This is a genomic window from Pseudomonas putida (genome assembly GCF_001941965.1).
GTDB classification, from domain to species: Bacteria; Pseudomonadota; Gammaproteobacteria; order Pseudomonadales; family Pseudomonadaceae; genus Aquipseudomonas; species Aquipseudomonas putida_L.
The window spans coordinates 1-16,748 of sequence record NZ_MKZO01000007.1 but is presented as its reverse complement, the minus strand read 5'-3'; the positions used below and the strand labels follow the sequence as shown (position 1 = coordinate 16,748).

The window sequence follows — 16,748 nt, the reverse complement described above, 5'->3', positions numbered from 1 at the left end:
GCCGCGCTGCATCCTGGCAGCGCGGCCGGATGGGTCAGAAATCGTAGGCGATCTTGCTGTACCAGTAGCCGCCACCGGGGTGGAACGGCGGGTTGCCGTAGGGCGCCAGGCCCAGCGGGCTGTACACCGCGTGCTTGTCCGGGCGCACGTCGAACAGGTTGGTGGCGCCGACGCTGACGGTCAGCTGGTCGAAGAAGGTGTAGGCCACGTCCAGGTCGGTGATCCACTTGGCGCCGAAGCTGCGGTCGCCGCTGGGGTTGACCGCGAGGGTCTTGACGCTGCCGTAGCGGGTGGTCTGCAGGTTGACCGCGAGGTCGTCGACCTTCCAGTTGGCGCCGAGGATCCACTTGGTTTCCGGGCTGGCCACGGTCAGGTCGCCTTCACGGTCGCGGCCCACCAGGGTGATGCCGGAGCCGGCCAGGGACGCCGGGGTATCGCGCACGTCCTCGATGCTGGTCTTGTTCCAGTTGAACGCCAGGCTCCAGCGCACATCGCCCCAGGCGCCGAAGTCGGTGCTGTGATCGGCGACGATGTCCAGGCCCTTGGTGCGGGTGTCGTAGGCGTTGGTGTAGTAGTTGACCCAGGTGCCCGGAGCGACGCCCTGGCTTTGCAGGATGTTGGTGATGACGCCGTTGCCCTGGTCGTAGATGTTGCTGGTCAGGGTGATGCGGTCGTCGATATCGATCAGGTAGGCGTCGGCGGTGATGCTGGTGCGTGGCGCCGGTTGCCAGGTCACGCCGAAACCGAGGTTGCGGGATTTCTCCGGCTTGAGCTTGTCGCCACCGAGGGCCGCGGCCAGGCTGCTGTCGGACGGAGTCAGGCGGGTCACGGCCGGGACCACGTTGCCGTTGACGTCGGTGGCCACGCGGTTGTCGGCCACGGTGTAGCCGATCTGGGTCAGGGACGGTGCGCGGAAGCCGGTACCGACGGTGCCGCGCACGGCCCACTGGTCGGTCAGTTCATAGCGCGAGTTGAGCTTGAGGCCGAAGGTGTTGCCGGAATCGTCGTCGTAGTGCTCGACGCGCCCGGCCAGGTCGAGGAACCAGCGCTCGGTGAGGTCGAAGCCAAGGTCGAGGTAGGCCGCGTAGTTGTTGCGGATCAGGCTGACCTCGTCTTCCGGGCGCAGCGTTACGGCGGCCTGGGCGCCGGAGGCGGCGGGGTAGCTGCCGGTGATATAGGCCTCGGGGTCGCCGGCGAAGGTGCTGAAGCGCTCCCAGCGATGTTCCAGGCCGGCCGAGACCTGTACCGGCGAGGTCAGGCCGAACAGGCTGTCGTAGCGCCGGGTCAGGTCGAAGTTGTTGACCCACTGCTCGAAGCGGAAGGTCGCCAGGTTGTCGAAGCTGGTCGGGGTCGCGGTGCCGAGGGACGGGTTGATATTGAAGTCGCTGGAGTGGTGGATGTTGTTGCGCCCGTAGGTGGTGCTCAGGTCCCAGTGCCAGTCGGCGCGTTCGCCCTTGCCGCCAAACAGGAACTGGTAGTCGCGGTCCTTGATGTTGTTCAGCGGGTAGTAGCCGTCGGGGAACAGCTCGGGTACGGCGGCGGTGCCGGTGGGCAGGCGGAAATAGTTGTAGGCTTCGGCCTCGCGTTCGCCGTAGGTGGCGTAGGAATAGAGGGTCAGGGCGTCCAGCGGCAGCTCGGCGTTATAGGCGACGTTGAAGGCCTTGATCTCCGGGTCGCCGTTCTTGATCGCCACGCGATCCCAGGCGGCTTCCTTCACCGGGTCGGAAAAGGCCTTGACGCTGCTGTCGGCCTTGCCGTTCCAGGCGGCGGTACCGCGCTTGCGGGCATCGGCGGAGAGGTGCAGGAAGCCGCTCTCACCCAGCTTGAAGCCTTCGTCACCGGCCACCTTGATGGTTTCGCCCTGGCCGGAATAAAGCTTGCCGTAGCTGCTCTCGACATGGCCGCCGGAGGCGCTGGACTTGAGGATGATATTGATCACCCCGGCCACGGCGTCCGAGCCGTACTGGGCGGCGGCGCTGTCCTTGAGCACTTCGATATGGTCCACGGCGCTGACCGGGATCAGGTCGATATCCACCGCGTTGGCGCCGCTGTTGTCGATATTGCCGCGCTGGCCCACCGCGCCGTTGTGCCGGCGCTTGCCGTTGACCAGCACCAGGGTATAGGCCGGGCCCAGGCTGCGGTTGCTCAGGGGGCGGGTGACCGAGTTGTAGCCGGCGATATTGGTGCCGAAGTTGAACGACGGCAGCAGGCGCGAGATGGCTTCGGAGAGTTCGGCGCGGCCGGTCTTGAGCAGTTGTTCGCTGTTGATCACATCGATCGGCGCCGGGCTGTCGGCCACGCTGCGTTCCTGGCCGCGGATACCGGTGGAGATCACGGTCACGGTGTCCAGGTGGGTGTCGTTGCTCGCAGCCTGTGTGCTCGGGGCGAGGCCGGCGAAGAGCAGGGCGGCGGTCAGGGCGCTGATAGGGAAGTGCTGGGGCATGGGCGGGCTTGGTCCGTCAAAGCTGGCACTGGCCCGGGGTGTGGGTGCAGGTGGATTGCCTGGGGTGTGGTGAAGGGGTGACGAGATCGTCTGGGGATGATCTTATTTTTATAAGAAATTGAGTGGAAATTCTTTTTTGGAATATAAATATTATTCTTTTTGGGAATTATTAATTTTGATAAATATGCATAAAAATGATTTTTAGTCAGTTGCACAAAACCCTGTGGGAGCTGGCTTGCCAGCGATAGGGCCCTGAAGAACACCGGTGTTCTTGATGGCCTCATCGCTGGCAAGCCAGCTCCCACAGGGATTGTTGTCGGGGTTTGGAAAAGTGGTGTGTCAGATCACATGGAAACCATGCGTCCCATCCCGCCCCAACTGCTCCACCAACCCGAACTCCCAATCCAGATAGCCCTGCATCGCTTCCCTCGGGTTATCCGTCCCCTCATACGGCCGGCGATAACGATCGCTGCGCGGCACCGCCAGATTCGTCTCGCCGTGCTCCAGTGCCCGCCCTTCGGCAATCCAGCGCCCGGTGCCGCCTTCCAGCAGAAACACCGGCTTGCGCGTCAGCGTCTGCAGGTCCACTGCCGCAAAACGCGCCAGCAGGCTGCTGCCACACGTCACCACATAGCGCTCGGCCACCGGCAGTTTCTCCAGCGCTTGCGCCAGTTGCGCACGGATCGCCCAGTGCGCACCGGGGATATGCCGCTGCACATAGTTGGCACTGGTGGTGAAATCCAGCAGCACGGTGTCGCCGGCTTCCAGCCATTGCTGCAACTGCTCACCCGGGATCGACGGTGGTTGCGGCAGTTCGGGCAACGGCGCCTGCCACTCGCCGGTCTCGCTGAAGTCGCTGGCGTCGAAACCATCGAGCACCGCGACCTGCCAGCCCATCTGCGCGAGCCACGAGGCACTCATATTGGCCCGCACGCCCTCGTCATCCACCAGCACGATCCGCGCACCGCGCACGCTGGCGTTGTGATCGGTCTCCTGGACCAACTGGCCGCCCGGGGTGGAGCGGCTGCCGGGCAGGTGGCCCTTGGCGTATTCCTCCGGGGTGCGCACATCGAACAGATAGGTGGTGCGGTTAGCCTCAGCCTGCCAGGTCGCCAGTTCACTTTTGGAAATACGCGCCACCCCGGCCTTGTCTGCCACGGCTCGGGCCTGGCGTGCGGCGTTGTCGCGGGTTTCAGCGCTGACTTCGACAAAGCGCTGCGCCTGCCCATGGGCCAGTTGCTGCCCGGCCAAGGTCCAGCCGATGGTGCCGTTGCGCAGGGCCGAGACCGGGTTGGGAATCCCGGCATTGACCAGCGACTGGGTGCCGATGATGCTGCGGGTACGCCCGGCGCAGTTGACGATGACCCGGGTCTGCGGGTCCGGTGCCAGTTCCGCCACGCGCAACACCAGTTCCGCCCCCGGCACGCTGATGCCGCCGGGGATGCTCATGGTCTGGTATTCGTCGAAGCGGCGGGCGTCGAGCACCACCACGTTGGCCTTGTCATCCAGCAACTGCTGGACTTCCTCGGCGGCCAGCGACGGCGTATGCCGCTTGGCCTCGACCAGTTCGCCAAAAGCCTTGCTCGGTACATTGACGTCGCGGAACAGCTCGCCGCCGGCGTCACGCCAGCCGGCCAGGCCACCTTCGAGCAGGGCCACATCGCTGTAGCCCAGCTCGCGCAGGCGCTCGGCGGCACTTTCGGCAAGACCTTCGCCATCGTCATAGACAGTGACCTGGGTATCCCGGCGGGGCACCCGGGCGTAGATCTCGATTTCCAGTTTCGACAGCGGGATATTGGCCGCGAAAAGCGGGTGCTCCAGGGCGAAGGGCGCTTCCTCGCGCACATCGATCAGGGCCAGTTCATCCTTGGCCAGCAGGTGCTGGCGCAGCTCGGCATAGGAGCGGGTAGTCGCGGTGCTCATGGGGCGGGGTTCTCTTTGGACAGGTCCCAGATATTGGGCAAGCGGGTGTTGGAATAGCCGGAGATAAAGGGTTTCTCGCTACCGTCGGCGAGGTACACGGCGCGCTTCACTGCGCCGATATTGGCGCCGTAGACGTGGATGCTGATGGACACCTGGTCGTCGTGGGCATTGCGCACTTCATGGATATCGCCAATACGTGGCGACACCGCTTCGACCTGCCCGGGCGCCAGGCGCACGGCGTCGCCCGCCGGAATCAGCGCGCCGCTTTCGGTACGGGCGAAGCCCTGGGAATACTCGGCGCCGCGCAGCATGCCGATCAGGCCCCAGACCCGGTGATCGTGGATCGGCGTGCGCTGCCCCGGGCCCCAGACGAAACTCACCACCGAAAAGCGCTGGCGTGAATCGGCGTGCAGGAGGAACTGCTGGTAACGCTCGGGGCTGGGTTGGGCCAGCTCCGGTGGCAGCCAGTCGTCATGGGCTACCAATTGCTGCAACAGGTTCTGCCCGCGATCGAGGATGGCGGCTTCTTCGTGTTCCTGCTCCAGCAGTTCGGCCAGGTCGCCGATGAACCGGCGCAGGCGGTCGAGACGTAGGGGATGGGTCATTTTTCAAGGCTCAGGCTGCGGTTTCAAGGAACCCTAGCAACGGCAGGATCATTCTCAAAATTCGAATTCCGCATAAGCTAATATGCGAAACAAGAATTTTAAAGATAAAAGATTATTCTTTATTTTTTGAATTAGCTTATGCCGGAAAAGAATTTCACAGCGGACGGTGCGGCCGTTAGCTTATAAGCGATCGTTTTGAACATCCCCGTTCCTATAACCGTCCGCCTTCAGGGAGATCCAGCATGAGCGTGCAATTCATCGGCATGATCGGCCATCGGCTGTCATCGGAAACCATCGACGCCAGCGGCCCGATCTTCGACAAGGCGTACATCACCCGTTTCGCCCAGGTGCATGAAGAGGCGGGTTTCGACCGTGTCCTGGTGGGCTATTGGTCCGATCAGCCGGACGGCTTCCTGGTCACCGCCCTGGCCGGGCTGGCGACGTCCAGGATCCACTTCCTGCTTGCCCACCGCCCGGGCTTCGTCGCCCCGACCCTGGCCGCACGCAAGCTGGCGACCCTTGAGCACCTGCTCGACGGGCGTCTGGCCCTGCATGTGATCAGCGGCGGCAACGACGTCGAGCAGCGCAAGGACGGCGACTACCTCGAGCACGACCAGCGCTACGCCCGCACCGACGAGTTCCTCGAGGTGGTGCGCAAGGTCTGGACCGAGGAACGTCCATTCGACCACGCGGGTACCTACTGCCAGGCAGAAAAGGCCTTCTCGGCGATCAAGCCCCTGCAGAAACCCCACTTGCCGGTGTATTTCGGCGGCTCCTCGGCGGCCGCGCTGCAGGTCGCCGGCAAGCATGCCGATGTCTTCGCCCTGTGGGGCGAATCGCTGGAGCAGACCCGCGAGACCATCGCCGCGGTGCGTGCCGAGGCGGCTCGCCACGGTCGCGAGATCGAGTTCAGCGTGTCGTTCCGGCCGATCATCGCCGCCACCGAGGAGGCCGCCTGGGCCAAGGCCGAAAGCATTCTTGGAACGGCGCGCCAGCGTATCGAGCGCTCCGGCCCGGTGATCGCCAACAAGCCGCAGAGCGTCGGCGCACAGCGCCTGCTCGACACCGTGGCCAAGGGCGAGCGGGTCGATGAACGGCTGTGGACCGGGATCGCCGGGCTGGTCGGCGGCGGGCACAACTCCACCGCGCTGGTGGGCACCCCCGAGCAGGTGGCCGATGCCTTGCTGGCCTACTACGACCTGGGCGTGAAGACCTTCCTGATTCGTGGCTTCGACCCGGTGGTCGATGCCGAGGACTATGGCTGCGAATTGCTGCCCCTGACCCGGGCCAAGGTCGCTGCCCGACTGGCCTGATCCATTCCATTCAGCCCCCACGAGACCGCACGCGCGGATCGTCAACCACAGTGCCGGACACTGGCACCTGGAGAGACCCGTGCGTACCCGACTGATTCCCGATGCCCGCGAATTGCTGGCCGGCCTGCTGTTTCTCGGCTTCGGCCTGGCCGGCCTGCTGATCGGCCGCGACTACGCCAGCGGCACGGCCATGCGCATGGGCGCCGGTTATTTCCCCTGGTTGGTCAGCCTGGCGCTGTGTGTGCTGGGGGCGGTCCTGCTGGTACGCGGCCTGGCGTTGTCGCGGGAACGGGTGGCGCTGGGCGAGCTGTTCCAGGCCCGGCCCGGGCTGTCCATAGGCGGCAGCGTGGTGGCCTTCGCCCTGTTGCTGCCTAGCCTGGGCCTGGCCCTGTCAACCCTGCTCATGACCCTGCTCAGCGGCCTGGCCCGGCGCCGCGCCCACCTTGGCGAACTGACCGTGCTCGGTTGTGTGCTGGGGCTGTTCAGCGTGGCGGTGTTTGCCTGGGGCCTGGGTCTGAACCTGCCGGCCTGGCCGGTCTGAGGGCGCGCCATGGAACTGCTCGATCACCTGGCGATCGGCCTGCAAGCGGCCTTTACCCTGAACAACCTGCTGTACTGCTTCGTCGGCGTCACCCTCGGCACCCTGGTCGGCGTCCTGCCGGGGCTGGGGCCGGTGGCGACCATCGCCATGCTGCTGCCGATCACCTACGGCCTGACCCCGTCGGCGGCGCTGATCATGCTCTCCGGTATCTACTACGGCGCCCAGTATGGAGGCTCGACCACCGCGATCCTGGTCAACCTGCCCGGCGAGTCCTCCTCGGTGGTGACCTGCCTCGACGGCCATGCCATGGCGCGCAAGGGCAGGGCGGGAGCGGCGCTGGCCATCGCGGCGATCGGTTCGTTCGTTGCCGGCAGCCTGGCGATTCTGCTGCTGGCCGCCGCTGCCACGCCGTTGGCGGAAGCCGCCTTGAAATTCGGCCCTGCGGAATACTTTTCGCTGATGCTGCTGGGCTTGGTGGCGGCCATCGTCCTGGCCCAGGGCGACGTACTCAAGGCCATCGCCATGACCCTGCTCGGGCTGCTGCTCGGGCTGGTCGGCACCGATGTGAACTCCGGGGTCGAGCGCTTCACCTTCGGCATTCCCGAATTGAGCGACGGCATCAGCTTCGTGGTGATCTCGATGGGCATCTTCGGTATCGCCGAGATCATCGCCAACCTTGAGCGCGATCACGGCGGCAAGGCCCAGGTGGCCCGGGTCGGCAGCCTGATGCCGTCGCGGGACGACTATCGACGCAGCTGGAAACCGATCCTGCGGGGCACCGGGCTCGGTTCGCTGCTGGGCATATTGCCCGGCGGCGGGGCGATGCTCGGCTCCTTCGGCTCGTACATGATCGAAAAGCGCCTGGCCAGGGAGCCGGAGCGCTTCGGCCAGGGCGCCATCGAAGGGGTTGCCGGGCCCGAGTCGGCCAACAATGCCGGGGCGCAGACTTCCTTCATTCCCATGCTGGTGCTGGGCCTGCCGTCCAACGCGGTGATGGCGCTGATGGCCGGGGCCATGATGATCCACGGTATCGTCCCCGGCCCCCAGGTGATCGACGAGTGCCCCGAGCTGTTCTGGGGCCTGATCGTCAGCATGTGGCTGGGCAACCTGTTGCTGCTGGTGCTCAACCTGCCGTTGGTGGGCATCTGGGTGCGCCTGCTGGCGGTGCCGTATCGCCTGCTGTACCCGTCGATCCTGCTGTTCTGCTGCATTGGCGTGTACAGCGTCAACAACAGCCTGTTCGACGTGCTGCTGACCGTGGCCTTCGGCTTGCTCGGCTACCTGTTCATCAAGCTGCGCTGCGAGCCGGCACCGCTGCTGCTGGGCTACCTGCTCGGCCCGCTGATGGAAGAGAACCTGCGCCGGGCGATGCTGCTGTCTCGTGGCGATCCCACGGTGTTCTTCAGCCGGCCCTTGAGCCTGACCCTGCTGATCGTCACCGCATTGGTGGTGCTGTTGATGTGCTCGCCACGCTTGCGCGCCACCCGCCAGGTGGCCTTCAGCGAAGACTGACTTTCTTCTCCCACTCGTCCAGGAATTGCCCCATGAAACTTGCCCGCTCCGTCACCTTCGCCCTGGCCGCCCTGGCCCTGGGCATCACCGGCCTGGCCCAGGCCGACAATTACCCGAGTCGACCGCTGACCCTGGTGGTGCCATTCCCGCCCGGTGGTGCGGCGGACACCATCGGCCGTTATTACGCCGAGCAGCTTTCCGCCTCGTTGGGCCAGCCAGTGGTGGTGGACAACAAGCCCGGCGCCGGCACGGCGATCGCCGCCGAAGCGGTGGCCAAGGCCAGGCCCGATGGCTACACCCTGTCCCTGGCCACGGCCGGACAACTGGCCATCCTGCCGAACCTGCAAAAGGACCTGCGCTACGACCCGGTCAAGGACTTCGTGCCGGTGGCGGTGGTGGCCTCGGTGCCGAACGTGGTGGCGGTGCAGGCGTCGAGCAAGATCGACTCGCTGCCGGCACTGATCGCCGAGGCCAAGGCCAGGCCGGGGGCGTTGAGCTATTCGTCGTGCGGCAATGGCACGCTTTGCCATCTCTCCGGCGAGCTGCTCAAGCACCTGTCCGGCACCGACCTGCTGCATGTGCCCTACAAGGGCAGCGCTCCGGCAGTGACCGGCCTGCTCGGCGGCGAAGTGGACGTGGCGGTGGATACCCTCACCGTCCTCGCCCCGCAGATCCAGGCCGGCAAACTCAAGGGCCTGGTGCTCAGCAGTGCCGAGCGCTCGCCGCTGCTGCCCGGCGTGCCCAGCGCCACCGAAGCCGGGTTGCCGGGGTTCGTCGCCTCGGGCTGGTTCGGCATCGTATTGCCCAAGGGCGCGGCGCCGGAACTGGTGGAAAAGTTGAGCGGGGCCATTGGCGTCATCGCCAGGTCACCACAAACCGCCGAGCGCTTCGCCCAGAACGGCATCAGCGTCGAACAGGGCACGCCTGCCGGATTCGCCGAATTGATCGCCGAGGATGGCAAGCGCTGGGGCGAGGTGATCGAGGCGGGGAAAATCACCCTGGAATGATGGGGCGGTAAATGCCCTTGCAGGCTGCGCGAGGCGTTGGGTCGCTGATCCAAAGAACACTGCAGGCCCTGTGGGAGCTGGCTTGCCAGCGATGAGGCCAGATCAGGCAACATCACTGCCCTTGCCGGCCCTATCGCTGGCAAGCCAGCTCCCACAGTGATTTGTGCAAGCCGCTGATCAGTCGCGGTACCCGCACAGGTAAGCGGTATCCACCGCTACCTTCAATTGGAACTTGGCATTGGCCGGAACACTGAACTGGCTGCCGGCGGAGCGGGTTGCACAATTCCTGAAGTGAGCTCAGCTCCCACAGGGATCACCTGAAATCATCTGTCAGGCCATCTCCACCTTCACCGGCTGCGCCCTTGTCGTGCACAGCGGCACCAGCCGCGAGCCGCTGTAGCGGCTCTGGCGAAACAGCTTCCAGCGCCCGAACAGCCCGTACACGTGCATTACCCGGCCTTGCTCCTGGTAACCCATGCGCAGGTGCAGCTTGAGGGCCGGCACGTTGTGGGTTTCCACCACATCCACCACCCGGCTGCAGCCACGTGCCTGCATGGCTTGCCACAGGCTAACCTGGGCATCCACCGAGAGCCAGGTGCCAAAATAGGCGGGGATCATTTCCCCGCCGAATTCGAAGAAGTCCCCCGGCGCCACCGGGAAGGTGCAGCCGTAGTAATGACGGTCGTGATAATCGCGGGTACTGGCCCAGATAAAGGCCACCGCGTCGCCCGCGTCATCCAGGTACATGTGCCCGACATGCCCTTCGCGGGCCAGTTCGCGCATGGTCCCGACGCGATCGCCGAAATGGCGGGCGAAGGCATCGGCATTGGCTTCGGTGATGGTCTCCAGGCGCACCGGCGGGTGGTCCTTGAGGCTATGCGGGCCGACCGGCGTCGTCAGGTCACGCTCCATCCACAACAGCTCCCAGTGGAAGAACACATGGCGGCGCCACAGGGTGAGAAGGGTGCGGCGCAGTCCCTTGCGCTTGAGTTGGACGGTCAGGGCAGTGAGTGCGCGCATAAAGCCTCCGGAGCAGGCTGTGTCAAGAAAATGAACTTTTTTTCATGTATAGCGCAGCAATTTGCCATCCCGTCAAAAACCCAGCGGGCCAGTTGTATCAAAATGTGTGAAATTCAACGCTCTCGCTCTATCACGGGCTTCGCAGCCGCGATTGAAAGATCTCGCGGAGCAGCCAGGCTCCTGACGTTAATCTGGCGCCCGATTCCCAAACCACGCGCCAAGCGTTTGCGGCGGGGCAGGGGCTGTCGTAGACTCCGGCGCAATTATTCCTACAAAGACCGCATGGCACATCCGACCCCCAGGGTCACGGATGCCTTTGTCACGCGTGCGATTTGTACTGTTCAGGAGCTGTATCCCTCGCATGAATAGCCCCGTCGACGCCCGTAGCGGCAGCTGGCTCAGTGTCTTCGCCCTGGCCCTGGGTGCCTTTATCTTCAACACCACCGAGTTCGTGCCGGTGGCGTTGCTCAGCGATATCGGGCGCAGTTTCGAGATGCCGGCGTCCCAGGTCGGGCTGATGCTCACGGTGTACGCCTGGGTGGTGTCGCTGACCTCGCTGCCGATGATGCTGCTGACCCGTAATATCGAGCGCCGGCGCCTGCTGGGCCTGTTGTTCGTGCTGTTCAGCGTCAGCCACGTGATGTCGAGCATGGCCACCAGCTTCGGCATGCTCCTGGTCAGCCGGGTAGGGATCGCCCTGGCCCACGCGGTGTTCTGGTCGATCACCGCCTCGCTGGCGGTGCGCGTGGCACCGCCGGGCAAGCAGGCCAAGGCCCTCGGCTTGCTGGCGACCGGCACCACCCTGGCGATGGTCCTCGGCATCCCGCTGGGCCGGGTCGTGGGTGAAGCCCTGGGCTGGCGTACCACTTTCCTCGGGATCGCCGTGGTCTCGGTGGCGACCCTGCTCTGGCTGCTGCGTTCGCTGCCGCTGCTGCCAAGTCAAAACTCCGGCTCGCTGCGCAGCCTGCCGATCCTGCTCAAGCGCCCGGCGCTGATGTCGGTGTATGCCCTGGTGGTGCTGGTGATCACCGCGCAATTCACCGGCTACAGCTATATCGAGCCGTTCGCCCGGGAAGTCGCGGCGCTGAGCAGTGAAATGACCACGGTGTTGCTGCTGGTGTTCGGTGGCGCGGGGATCTTCGGCTCGTTCCTGTTCAGTCACTTCAGCGAGCGCTTCCCGCGCGGCTTCCTGATCGCCGCGATCGCCGCGCTGGGCGTCGCCTTGCTATTGCTGCTGCCGCTCGCCGGTATGCCGGTGCTGCTCTGCGCTCTGTGCGGGCTGTGGGGCATGGCGATCATGTGCTTCAGCCTGGCCTTGCAATCCAAGGTCCTGCAACTGGCGTCGGACGCTACCGACGTGGCCATGGCCATGTTCTCCGGGCTGTACAACGTCGGTATCGGCGGCGGCGCGCTGCTGGGCAGCATCGTGGTGAGTCAGGTGGGGCTGTCGTATATCGGTGGCGTCGGCGGTTCCCTCGCCGTGGCCGGCCTGCTCCTGTGCCTGTACGCCACCTGGCGGTTCTTCGGGATTCAGCAGGGTCTCAGTGAGCGCTCGGTGAAGTAACGTTCCAGCGCCGAGGTGGAGGATGACGCCTCGGCCAGCGCCACATAGCTGTCCGGGCGGATCAGGTAGAAGGCATTGCGCGCCAGCCCGGCCGCCTCGTGGGCCGGGCTCCAGGCGAACACATGCAGCGGAATCTGCCGCGCTGCGCACCAGCCGGTCAGGTCCTTGCCGGCAAGCCCGTAGACATGCACCTGCCAGCAGGGCCGCGCCAGTTCGGCGAAATTGTCTGCCGTTTCATCATGCGCCCAGGGCAGCCGGTCGCCGCCATGCACATGCCCGGCCGTGCCGAAACTCAGCGGCATCAGCCGGTAGTTGAGGCCGATCTGCGACACCGTGCGGAACATGAACGAACGCACCTTGCCCATCGCCACCAGCCGCGACAGCAGCACCGGTGCCAGCCGCGTGCGCAGCAGATTGGCGACACGCCCGTTGGCGCTGATGAAGTTGAAGACCTGGTCGGTGGTCGCTACAAGGCGTTCGGCAAAGGCCTTGCGCTCGATTTCATAGCTGACCAGCAACTCATCGGTGGCCTTGCCATGCAGCACCGCAGCCAGTTTCCAGGCCAGGTTGATGGCATCGCCTATCCCGGTATTCATGCCCTGGCCGCCGGCCGGGCTGTGCACGTGGGCGGCGTCGCCGAGGAGGAAGGCGCGATGGCGGCGGAACTGCTGGGCCACGCGATGATGCACGCGGTAGGTGGAAAACCAGTTCACGGTCTCCACCTGGATCTGCATCTGCTCGATGGCGCGGTTGCCGACGTCGGCGAAGGTCAGCCTTTCCGGGTGTTCGGCGCGTTCGTCGCGCACGGTGCCGATCAGCCGTACGCGGCCCTCGCCAGCAAGCGGGAAGACCGCGACGAAATCTGCTTCATCCAGGTCCACATGCAATTCGCCATCGATGGCAGGCCCCGAGGCCTGCACATCGGCGACATAGAACACCTGCCCGAAGGTCCCGCCGGGAAAGCCGATGCCCAGGGCCTTGCGTACCACCGAGCGGGCGCCGTCGCAGCCGGCGAGGTACGGGGCGCTGCAGTCTTCTTCGCTACCGTTGGCCAGACGCAGGCGGGCCACGGTCTGATGATCGTCCTGGCTGAGTTCCAGCAGCTCGGTATTCCACTGCACCTCGATGCCGAAGCCTTGCAGGCGCTCGATCAGCAGCTTCTCGTGTTCGTCCTGCGGGTAGATTTCCAGGAAGGGGTAGGGCGTCAGGCCGGCGCCGATATTCTGCAGGGACAGCTTGGCCGCCGGCTGGCCGCGGACCCAGAGATTGGCCGCCGGCACCTGATGGCCGCGCTCGACCACGGTGTCGGCCAGATCGAGCTGGCGATACAGCTCCAGGGTCCGTGCCTGTACGGCCAGGGCGCGGGAGGTGGTGCCTGGTCCGCTCGCCTTGTCGACGATACGCACCTTGACGCCCAGCTTGCTCAACCACAGGGCGAGCACCAGGCCTGTGGGGCCGGCGCCGATGATCAGGACTTCTGTGTCATTCATGCCACGCTCTCCTGGTGATTGTCAGAAGAGTGTAGAGGTGGGCGTCAGTCTTCGCCGAAGCTGGCTGTGAGGAATTCCCGCACGGTTGCCAGAATCTCCCGCGACATCTCCTCATCCGCGCAGGCCCGGGCCAGGCCCAGGGCGCCGACCATGGCGCTGAAGGCGATCATTGCCTGTTTGCGTTTTTCGCCGTCCGCACCGCCCAGCAAATGGGCGATGCCCTTGAAGTTGGCGCGCAGCTTGTTGGTGTACAGCTCGCGGGCCTCACCCTCGACCCGGCCGATATCGCTGACCAGTGCGCCGACGGCGCAGCCGGTACCGACGCCGTCGCGGTGTTCGGGGCTCAGGTAGTCGCTGACCAGGGTGTTGAAGTCCTTGCGTTGCGGGGTTTCCGAGCGTTTGAAGGCAGTGTCCAGGGCTTCTGCGACAAGCTGGTCGCGGGACTCGAAATGCTTGTAGAAGCCGCCGTGGGTCAGGCCGGCTTCCTTCATCAGGTTGGCAATGCTCAGGCCGTCGAGGCCCAGTTCGCAGAAGCGCTCGGCGGCGATGGCGACGATGCGTTCGTGGGTACTCTGCTTGCTGGCTTGGGAATGGCCCATGGTGGCGGTCTCCTGCTTGGTCCGGGGGCTGATCATAGCACCGGCCCCCGGCTGGCGGCGCGGCTTACCAGGTCTCGCCGAAGGGCCGCACCTCGGTCAGGAAGGTCCAGGCGCTGCGGGGTTGCTGGATCAGATGGCCGACTTCGGCGGCGATATCGTCGGGCTGGATAAAGAAGTCGTCGGGCTTGGTCGGATGCATCTCGCGGGTCCACTGCATATCGATCACCGCATCGATCACCAGATAGGCCACGTGCACGCCTTTCGGCCCCAGGTCTCGGGCGATGGACTCGCTGAGGATGCGTTGTGCCGCCTTGGTCGGGGCGAAGGCGGCGAAATGGACTTTGCCGCGCAAGGCCGAGGTATTGCCGGTCACGATGATCGCGCCCTGGCCCTTGTCCACCATCGCCGGGGACAGCGTGCGGGCCAGATGGAGCAGGGCCATGACGTTGGTGTGGAAGTTGGTTTCCAGGGCCTGCGGGTCGATCTCGCGGAAATTGCCGAAGGTCGCACCCACGGCGTTGTGGACGAGCACATCGGCGTCGCCCAGTTGGGCCTTGATCTGGTCAAGGGTCTGTTCCAGTTGCGCGGTATCGCTGACATCCACCGGGAAGGCGTGGGTGTCGGGCAGTTCGTCCTGCAGGGCGGCGAGGCGTTCGGCGTTGCGGGCAAGCATGGCCACGCGGTAGCCGTCGGCGAGCAGGCGGCGAACGATGGAAGCCCCGGTGCCCGGGCCGACGCCGGTGACGATCGCGAGTTTTTTGGTGGTCATGGTTTCAGGCTCCTTTGGCTTGCTGGATTGCGGCGCGTACGAAATCGAGGCGGTCGTTGCCGAAGAACATCTCGTTGTCGCAGAAGAAGGTGGGCACGCCGAACACGCCGCGCTCGATGGCGAGGGCGTTGTTGGCGGCGAGTTGGGCGTGGATGTGCGGGGTGTCGGCGAGGTGCCAGAGGGTGGGGTCGAGGTTCAGGGATTGCAGGAAGGTTTCTCGGGCGTGTGGGGTGGTGAGGTCGGTGGAGCTGGCCCAGAGGGCTTTGAATAATGCTGGGTGGAGGGTTTCGAAGACGCCGGTTTGTTGGGCGGCGATGGCCAGGCGGACCAGCAGGGCACCGTCGAACCGGCCTTCGCCCATGGCCTGGAGCAGGGCGCTGTTGGGGGCGAAGGGGACCTGGTACAGCGCGGCCCAGCGGGTGGCGTCGATGCCGGAGTAGCGGAGTTTCGGCGGGCAGGCGGGAGAGGGTTGGTTGTTGACCTGCTTCATCACGGTGAGGATGTCGATGGGGAGGTGGTCGACGGGGTGGTCGAGGCTGGGCAGGCGGGTGTTGGCGAGGTAGGCGTAGGGGCTGCGGTAGTCGAAGACGGATTGGAGATTCATGGATCTCGGGGCCTTTGGTGGGTGGTTGGGTGGGGGGCTGCTGGTGTGGATGTTATTCATCATCCTAAATGGATGTCAAATGACATCCTCAGGATCGAGCGCAGGATCTCAGCACCACATCGCCCTCATGTGGGAGCGGGTTCACCCGCGATTACGGTTGCAAATTCACCACTGCAACCCCCGATCAAACCCTCACGAAAGGCCCACGCCACCGCGCAAATCCAGCGGCCACCAAAGACCGTTGTGGGAGCTGGTTTGCGAGCGATGAGCATGGGTATCTACATATCTCGCGTCGATGCGCAGATCTTCAGGCGACGCCGTTCAGGTAGGAGCGAGGCTTGCCCGCGAAGGGCCGCACTGCGGCCCCAAAACCATCCCGCACGAGCTAGGTTGGGGGAACCTGTTTTGGATACAGCGCCTGCTTGGCCTCAGTGCCCCAGATATTCGGTGTGGCAGGTTTAGGGGCCGCAGTGCGGCCCTTCGCGGGCAAGCCGCGCTCCTACAAATCCAGCGCAAGCCCAGCATCCGGGCCCGAACGAGAGATGTGTAGATACCTATGCAGCGATGAGACCCGACCAGACAACCCACCACCACCTTTCCCCGCAACAACGAATCAACCAACGCCTGACACATCTCCAACGAATGCTGAGTAGTCCAGGCCAGCGATCGCACCCGCGTCCCCGCCAACTCACAAACCTGGAAATTGGTTTCACTGGCAGCCACCAGCGTCATGGCCAGATGCGCCAGGGCATCTTCTATGCTGATGCCAGCACAGACGCTGAACATGTGGGGATGGGTGTTGTTGCAGGAGCCGAAATGGGTGTGGGCGGTGGTGGGGCGTTGGCGATCAGTGGATGTAACTGGAACGATTTTTTTCATTGCATAGGCCCTTGTTGGGTAGACCTTAGCTCTTTCAGGCGACCAGGCCTGACCGCTGATTTGACAGCGACCCGGGTAGAGTAGGTGTCGACTCCATTGGGCGCAATGGAGGAAACGGCCTCAGGGGGTGGTTAGGAAATTCACTACATGAAAGCCGGAGATAGCTGAAGATTTGCAGCTTTATACATGCCAGGGGCAAGAGCGCGTGCTTTGGCTAGAGGCTGCTTCAATTGCGTTCACTCCGTCCATCACGATCTTCAGGAGGCAGGACTGTTAGGGTGATGGCTTCCTGCCATGACCTGTAGGTAGCGAAAGGCGGCTATCGACCCATTGCTGCCCTTGACCAAAGGATGGTCTGAAGTAGCCCCTGTTTTCCGGCTACTTCGCCATCGACACTTTCAAAAAACGGTAGCCGCTCAAATCCCGGTCAAACCTGCCGTCTATTTCAGCCTTTTTTGCCGCTGCAAGCACCTCGCAGC

Annotated in this window: 13 protein-coding genes and 1 pseudogene; 5 read left to right on the top strand and 9 right to left on the bottom strand. The window is 64.5% G+C overall.

Annotated features, from left to right (window positions below; genetic code table 11):
- Positions 1-34: 34 nt before the first annotated feature.
- The 3 genes from PSEMO_RS03820 to PSEMO_RS03810 all read right to left on the bottom strand — a co-directional run bounded on the left by PSEMO_RS03820 (position 35) and on the right by PSEMO_RS03810 (position 4,971).
- Entirely contained in the window at positions 35-2,443 is a 2,409-nt protein-coding gene (locus tag PSEMO_RS03820; protein WP_075801839.1) for a TonB-dependent receptor plug domain-containing protein, read from the bottom strand.
- Between the two features lie 339 nt (positions 2,444-2,782).
- Positions 2,783-4,366: a rhodanese-related sulfurtransferase gene (locus PSEMO_RS03815; RefSeq protein ID WP_075801838.1), complete on the bottom strand. Its 1,584-nt coding sequence runs from the start codon at positions 4,364-4,366 to the stop codon at positions 2,783-2,785.
- Complete coding sequence (locus PSEMO_RS03810) at positions 4,363-4,971, bottom strand: cysteine dioxygenase family protein (RefSeq protein ID WP_064303470.1); 609 nt, start codon at positions 4,969-4,971, stop codon at positions 4,363-4,365. Before PSEMO_RS03810 ends, PSEMO_RS03815 begins: the two co-directional genes overlap by 4 nt.
- Positions 4,972-5,213: 242 nt before the next feature.
- On the opposite strand from PSEMO_RS03810, the gene PSEMO_RS03805 reads away from it, so the two are divergent.
- The 4 genes from PSEMO_RS03805 to PSEMO_RS03790 all read left to right on the top strand — a co-directional run bounded on the left by PSEMO_RS03805 (position 5,214) and on the right by PSEMO_RS03790 (position 9,344).
- Entirely contained in the window at positions 5,214-6,284 is a 1,071-nt protein-coding gene (locus PSEMO_RS03805; protein ID WP_075801837.1) for an LLM class flavin-dependent oxidoreductase, read from the top strand.
- Between the two features lie 79 nt (positions 6,285-6,363).
- The gene (locus PSEMO_RS03800; RefSeq protein ID WP_256720966.1) at positions 6,364-6,825 is read left to right on the top strand and encodes a tripartite tricarboxylate transporter TctB family protein; all 462 of its coding nucleotides are present in this window, start codon (positions 6,364-6,366) and stop codon (positions 6,823-6,825) included.
- Positions 6,826-6,834: 9 nt separating this feature from the next.
- On the top strand, positions 6,835-8,337 hold the full coding sequence (locus tag PSEMO_RS03795) for a tripartite tricarboxylate transporter permease (RefSeq protein WP_075801836.1): 1,503 nt from the start codon (positions 6,835-6,837) through the stop codon (positions 8,335-8,337).
- Positions 8,338-8,369: 32 nt separating this feature from the next.
- Positions 8,370-9,344 carry a Bug family tripartite tricarboxylate transporter substrate binding protein gene (locus PSEMO_RS03790; RefSeq protein WP_075801835.1) on the top strand — a complete coding sequence of 325 codons (975 nt, stop codon included), beginning with the start codon at positions 8,370-8,372 and terminating at the stop codon, positions 9,342-9,344.
- A 177-nt stretch (positions 9,345-9,521) separates the two neighbouring features.
- Here PSEMO_RS03790 and PSEMO_RS32495 read toward each other — a convergent pair.
- Together PSEMO_RS32495 and PSEMO_RS03780 are read right to left on the bottom strand one after the other, a co-directional pair.
- Positions 9,522-9,614, bottom strand: a pseudogene (locus PSEMO_RS32495) (pyrimidine/purine nucleoside phosphorylase); the annotation flags it as partial.
- 60 nt (positions 9,615-9,674) lie between these two features.
- The gene (locus PSEMO_RS03780) at positions 9,675-10,364 is read right to left on the bottom strand and encodes a GNAT family N-acetyltransferase (protein ID WP_075801834.1); all 690 of its coding nucleotides are present in this window, start codon (positions 10,362-10,364) and stop codon (positions 9,675-9,677) included.
- Positions 10,365-10,725: 361 nt separating this feature from the next.
- On the opposite strand from PSEMO_RS03780, the gene PSEMO_RS03775 reads away from it, so the two are divergent.
- On the top strand, positions 10,726-11,928 hold the full coding sequence (locus PSEMO_RS03775; protein ID WP_075801833.1) for a sugar transporter: 1,203 nt from the start codon (positions 10,726-10,728) through the stop codon (positions 11,926-11,928).
- Here PSEMO_RS03775 and PSEMO_RS03770 read toward each other — a convergent pair.
- The 4 genes from PSEMO_RS03770 to PSEMO_RS03755 form a co-directional block, all read right to left on the bottom strand.
- Positions 11,895-13,418 carry an FAD-dependent oxidoreductase gene (locus tag PSEMO_RS03770; RefSeq protein ID WP_075801832.1) on the bottom strand — a complete coding sequence of 508 codons (1,524 nt, stop codon included), beginning with the start codon at positions 13,416-13,418 and terminating at the stop codon, positions 11,895-11,897. The two genes, PSEMO_RS03775 and PSEMO_RS03770, sit on opposite strands and share 34 nt — an antisense overlap.
- A gap of 44 nt (positions 13,419-13,462) precedes the next feature.
- Positions 13,463-14,017: a TetR/AcrR family transcriptional regulator gene (locus PSEMO_RS03765; protein WP_075801951.1), complete on the bottom strand. Its 555-nt coding sequence runs from the start codon at positions 14,015-14,017 to the stop codon at positions 13,463-13,465.
- Positions 14,018-14,081: 64 nt separating this feature from the next.
- Complete coding sequence (locus tag PSEMO_RS03760; RefSeq protein WP_075801831.1) at positions 14,082-14,786, bottom strand: SDR family NAD(P)-dependent oxidoreductase; 705 nt, start codon at positions 14,784-14,786, stop codon at positions 14,082-14,084.
- A gap of 4 nt (positions 14,787-14,790) precedes the next feature.
- Positions 14,791-15,390: a 2-hydroxychromene-2-carboxylate isomerase gene (locus tag PSEMO_RS03755; RefSeq protein WP_075801830.1), complete on the bottom strand. Its 600-nt coding sequence runs from the start codon at positions 15,388-15,390 to the stop codon at positions 14,791-14,793.
- Positions 15,391-16,748 lie beyond the last annotated feature (1,358 nt).

Coding starts and splice junctions, on each gene's coding strand:
- PSEMO_RS03820 (WP_075801839.1), bottom strand. CDS start 2,443: ATGCCCCAGCACTTCCCTATCAGCGCCCTGACCGCCGCCCTGCTCTTC.
- PSEMO_RS03815 (WP_075801838.1), bottom strand. CDS start 4,366: ATGAGCACCGCGACTACCCGCTCCTATGCCGAGCTGCGCCAGCACCTG.
- PSEMO_RS03810 (WP_064303470.1), bottom strand. CDS start 4,971: ATGACCCATCCCCTACGTCTCGACCGCCTGCGCCGGTTCATCGGCGAC.
- PSEMO_RS03805 (WP_075801837.1), top strand. CDS start 5,214: ATGAGCGTGCAATTCATCGGCATGATCGGCCATCGGCTGTCATCGGAA.
- PSEMO_RS03795 (WP_075801836.1), top strand. CDS start 6,835: ATGGAACTGCTCGATCACCTGGCGATCGGCCTGCAAGCGGCCTTTACC.
- PSEMO_RS03790 (WP_075801835.1), top strand. CDS start 8,370: ATGAAACTTGCCCGCTCCGTCACCTTCGCCCTGGCCGCCCTGGCCCTG.
- PSEMO_RS03780 (WP_075801834.1), bottom strand. CDS start 10,364: ATGCGCGCACTCACTGCCCTGACCGTCCAACTCAAGCGCAAGGGACTG.
- PSEMO_RS03775 (WP_075801833.1), top strand. CDS start 10,726: ATGAATAGCCCCGTCGACGCCCGTAGCGGCAGCTGGCTCAGTGTCTTC.
- PSEMO_RS03770 (WP_075801832.1), bottom strand. CDS start 13,418: ATGAATGACACAGAAGTCCTGATCATCGGCGCCGGCCCCACAGGCCTG.
- PSEMO_RS03765 (WP_075801951.1), bottom strand. CDS start 14,017: ATGGGCCATTCCCAAGCCAGCAAGCAGAGTACCCACGAACGCATCGTC.
- PSEMO_RS03760 (WP_075801831.1), bottom strand. CDS start 14,786: ATGACCACCAAAAAACTCGCGATCGTCACCGGCGTCGGCCCGGGCACC.
- PSEMO_RS03755 (WP_075801830.1), bottom strand. CDS start 15,390: ATGAATCTCCAATCCGTCTTCGACTACCGCAGCCCCTACGCCTACCTC.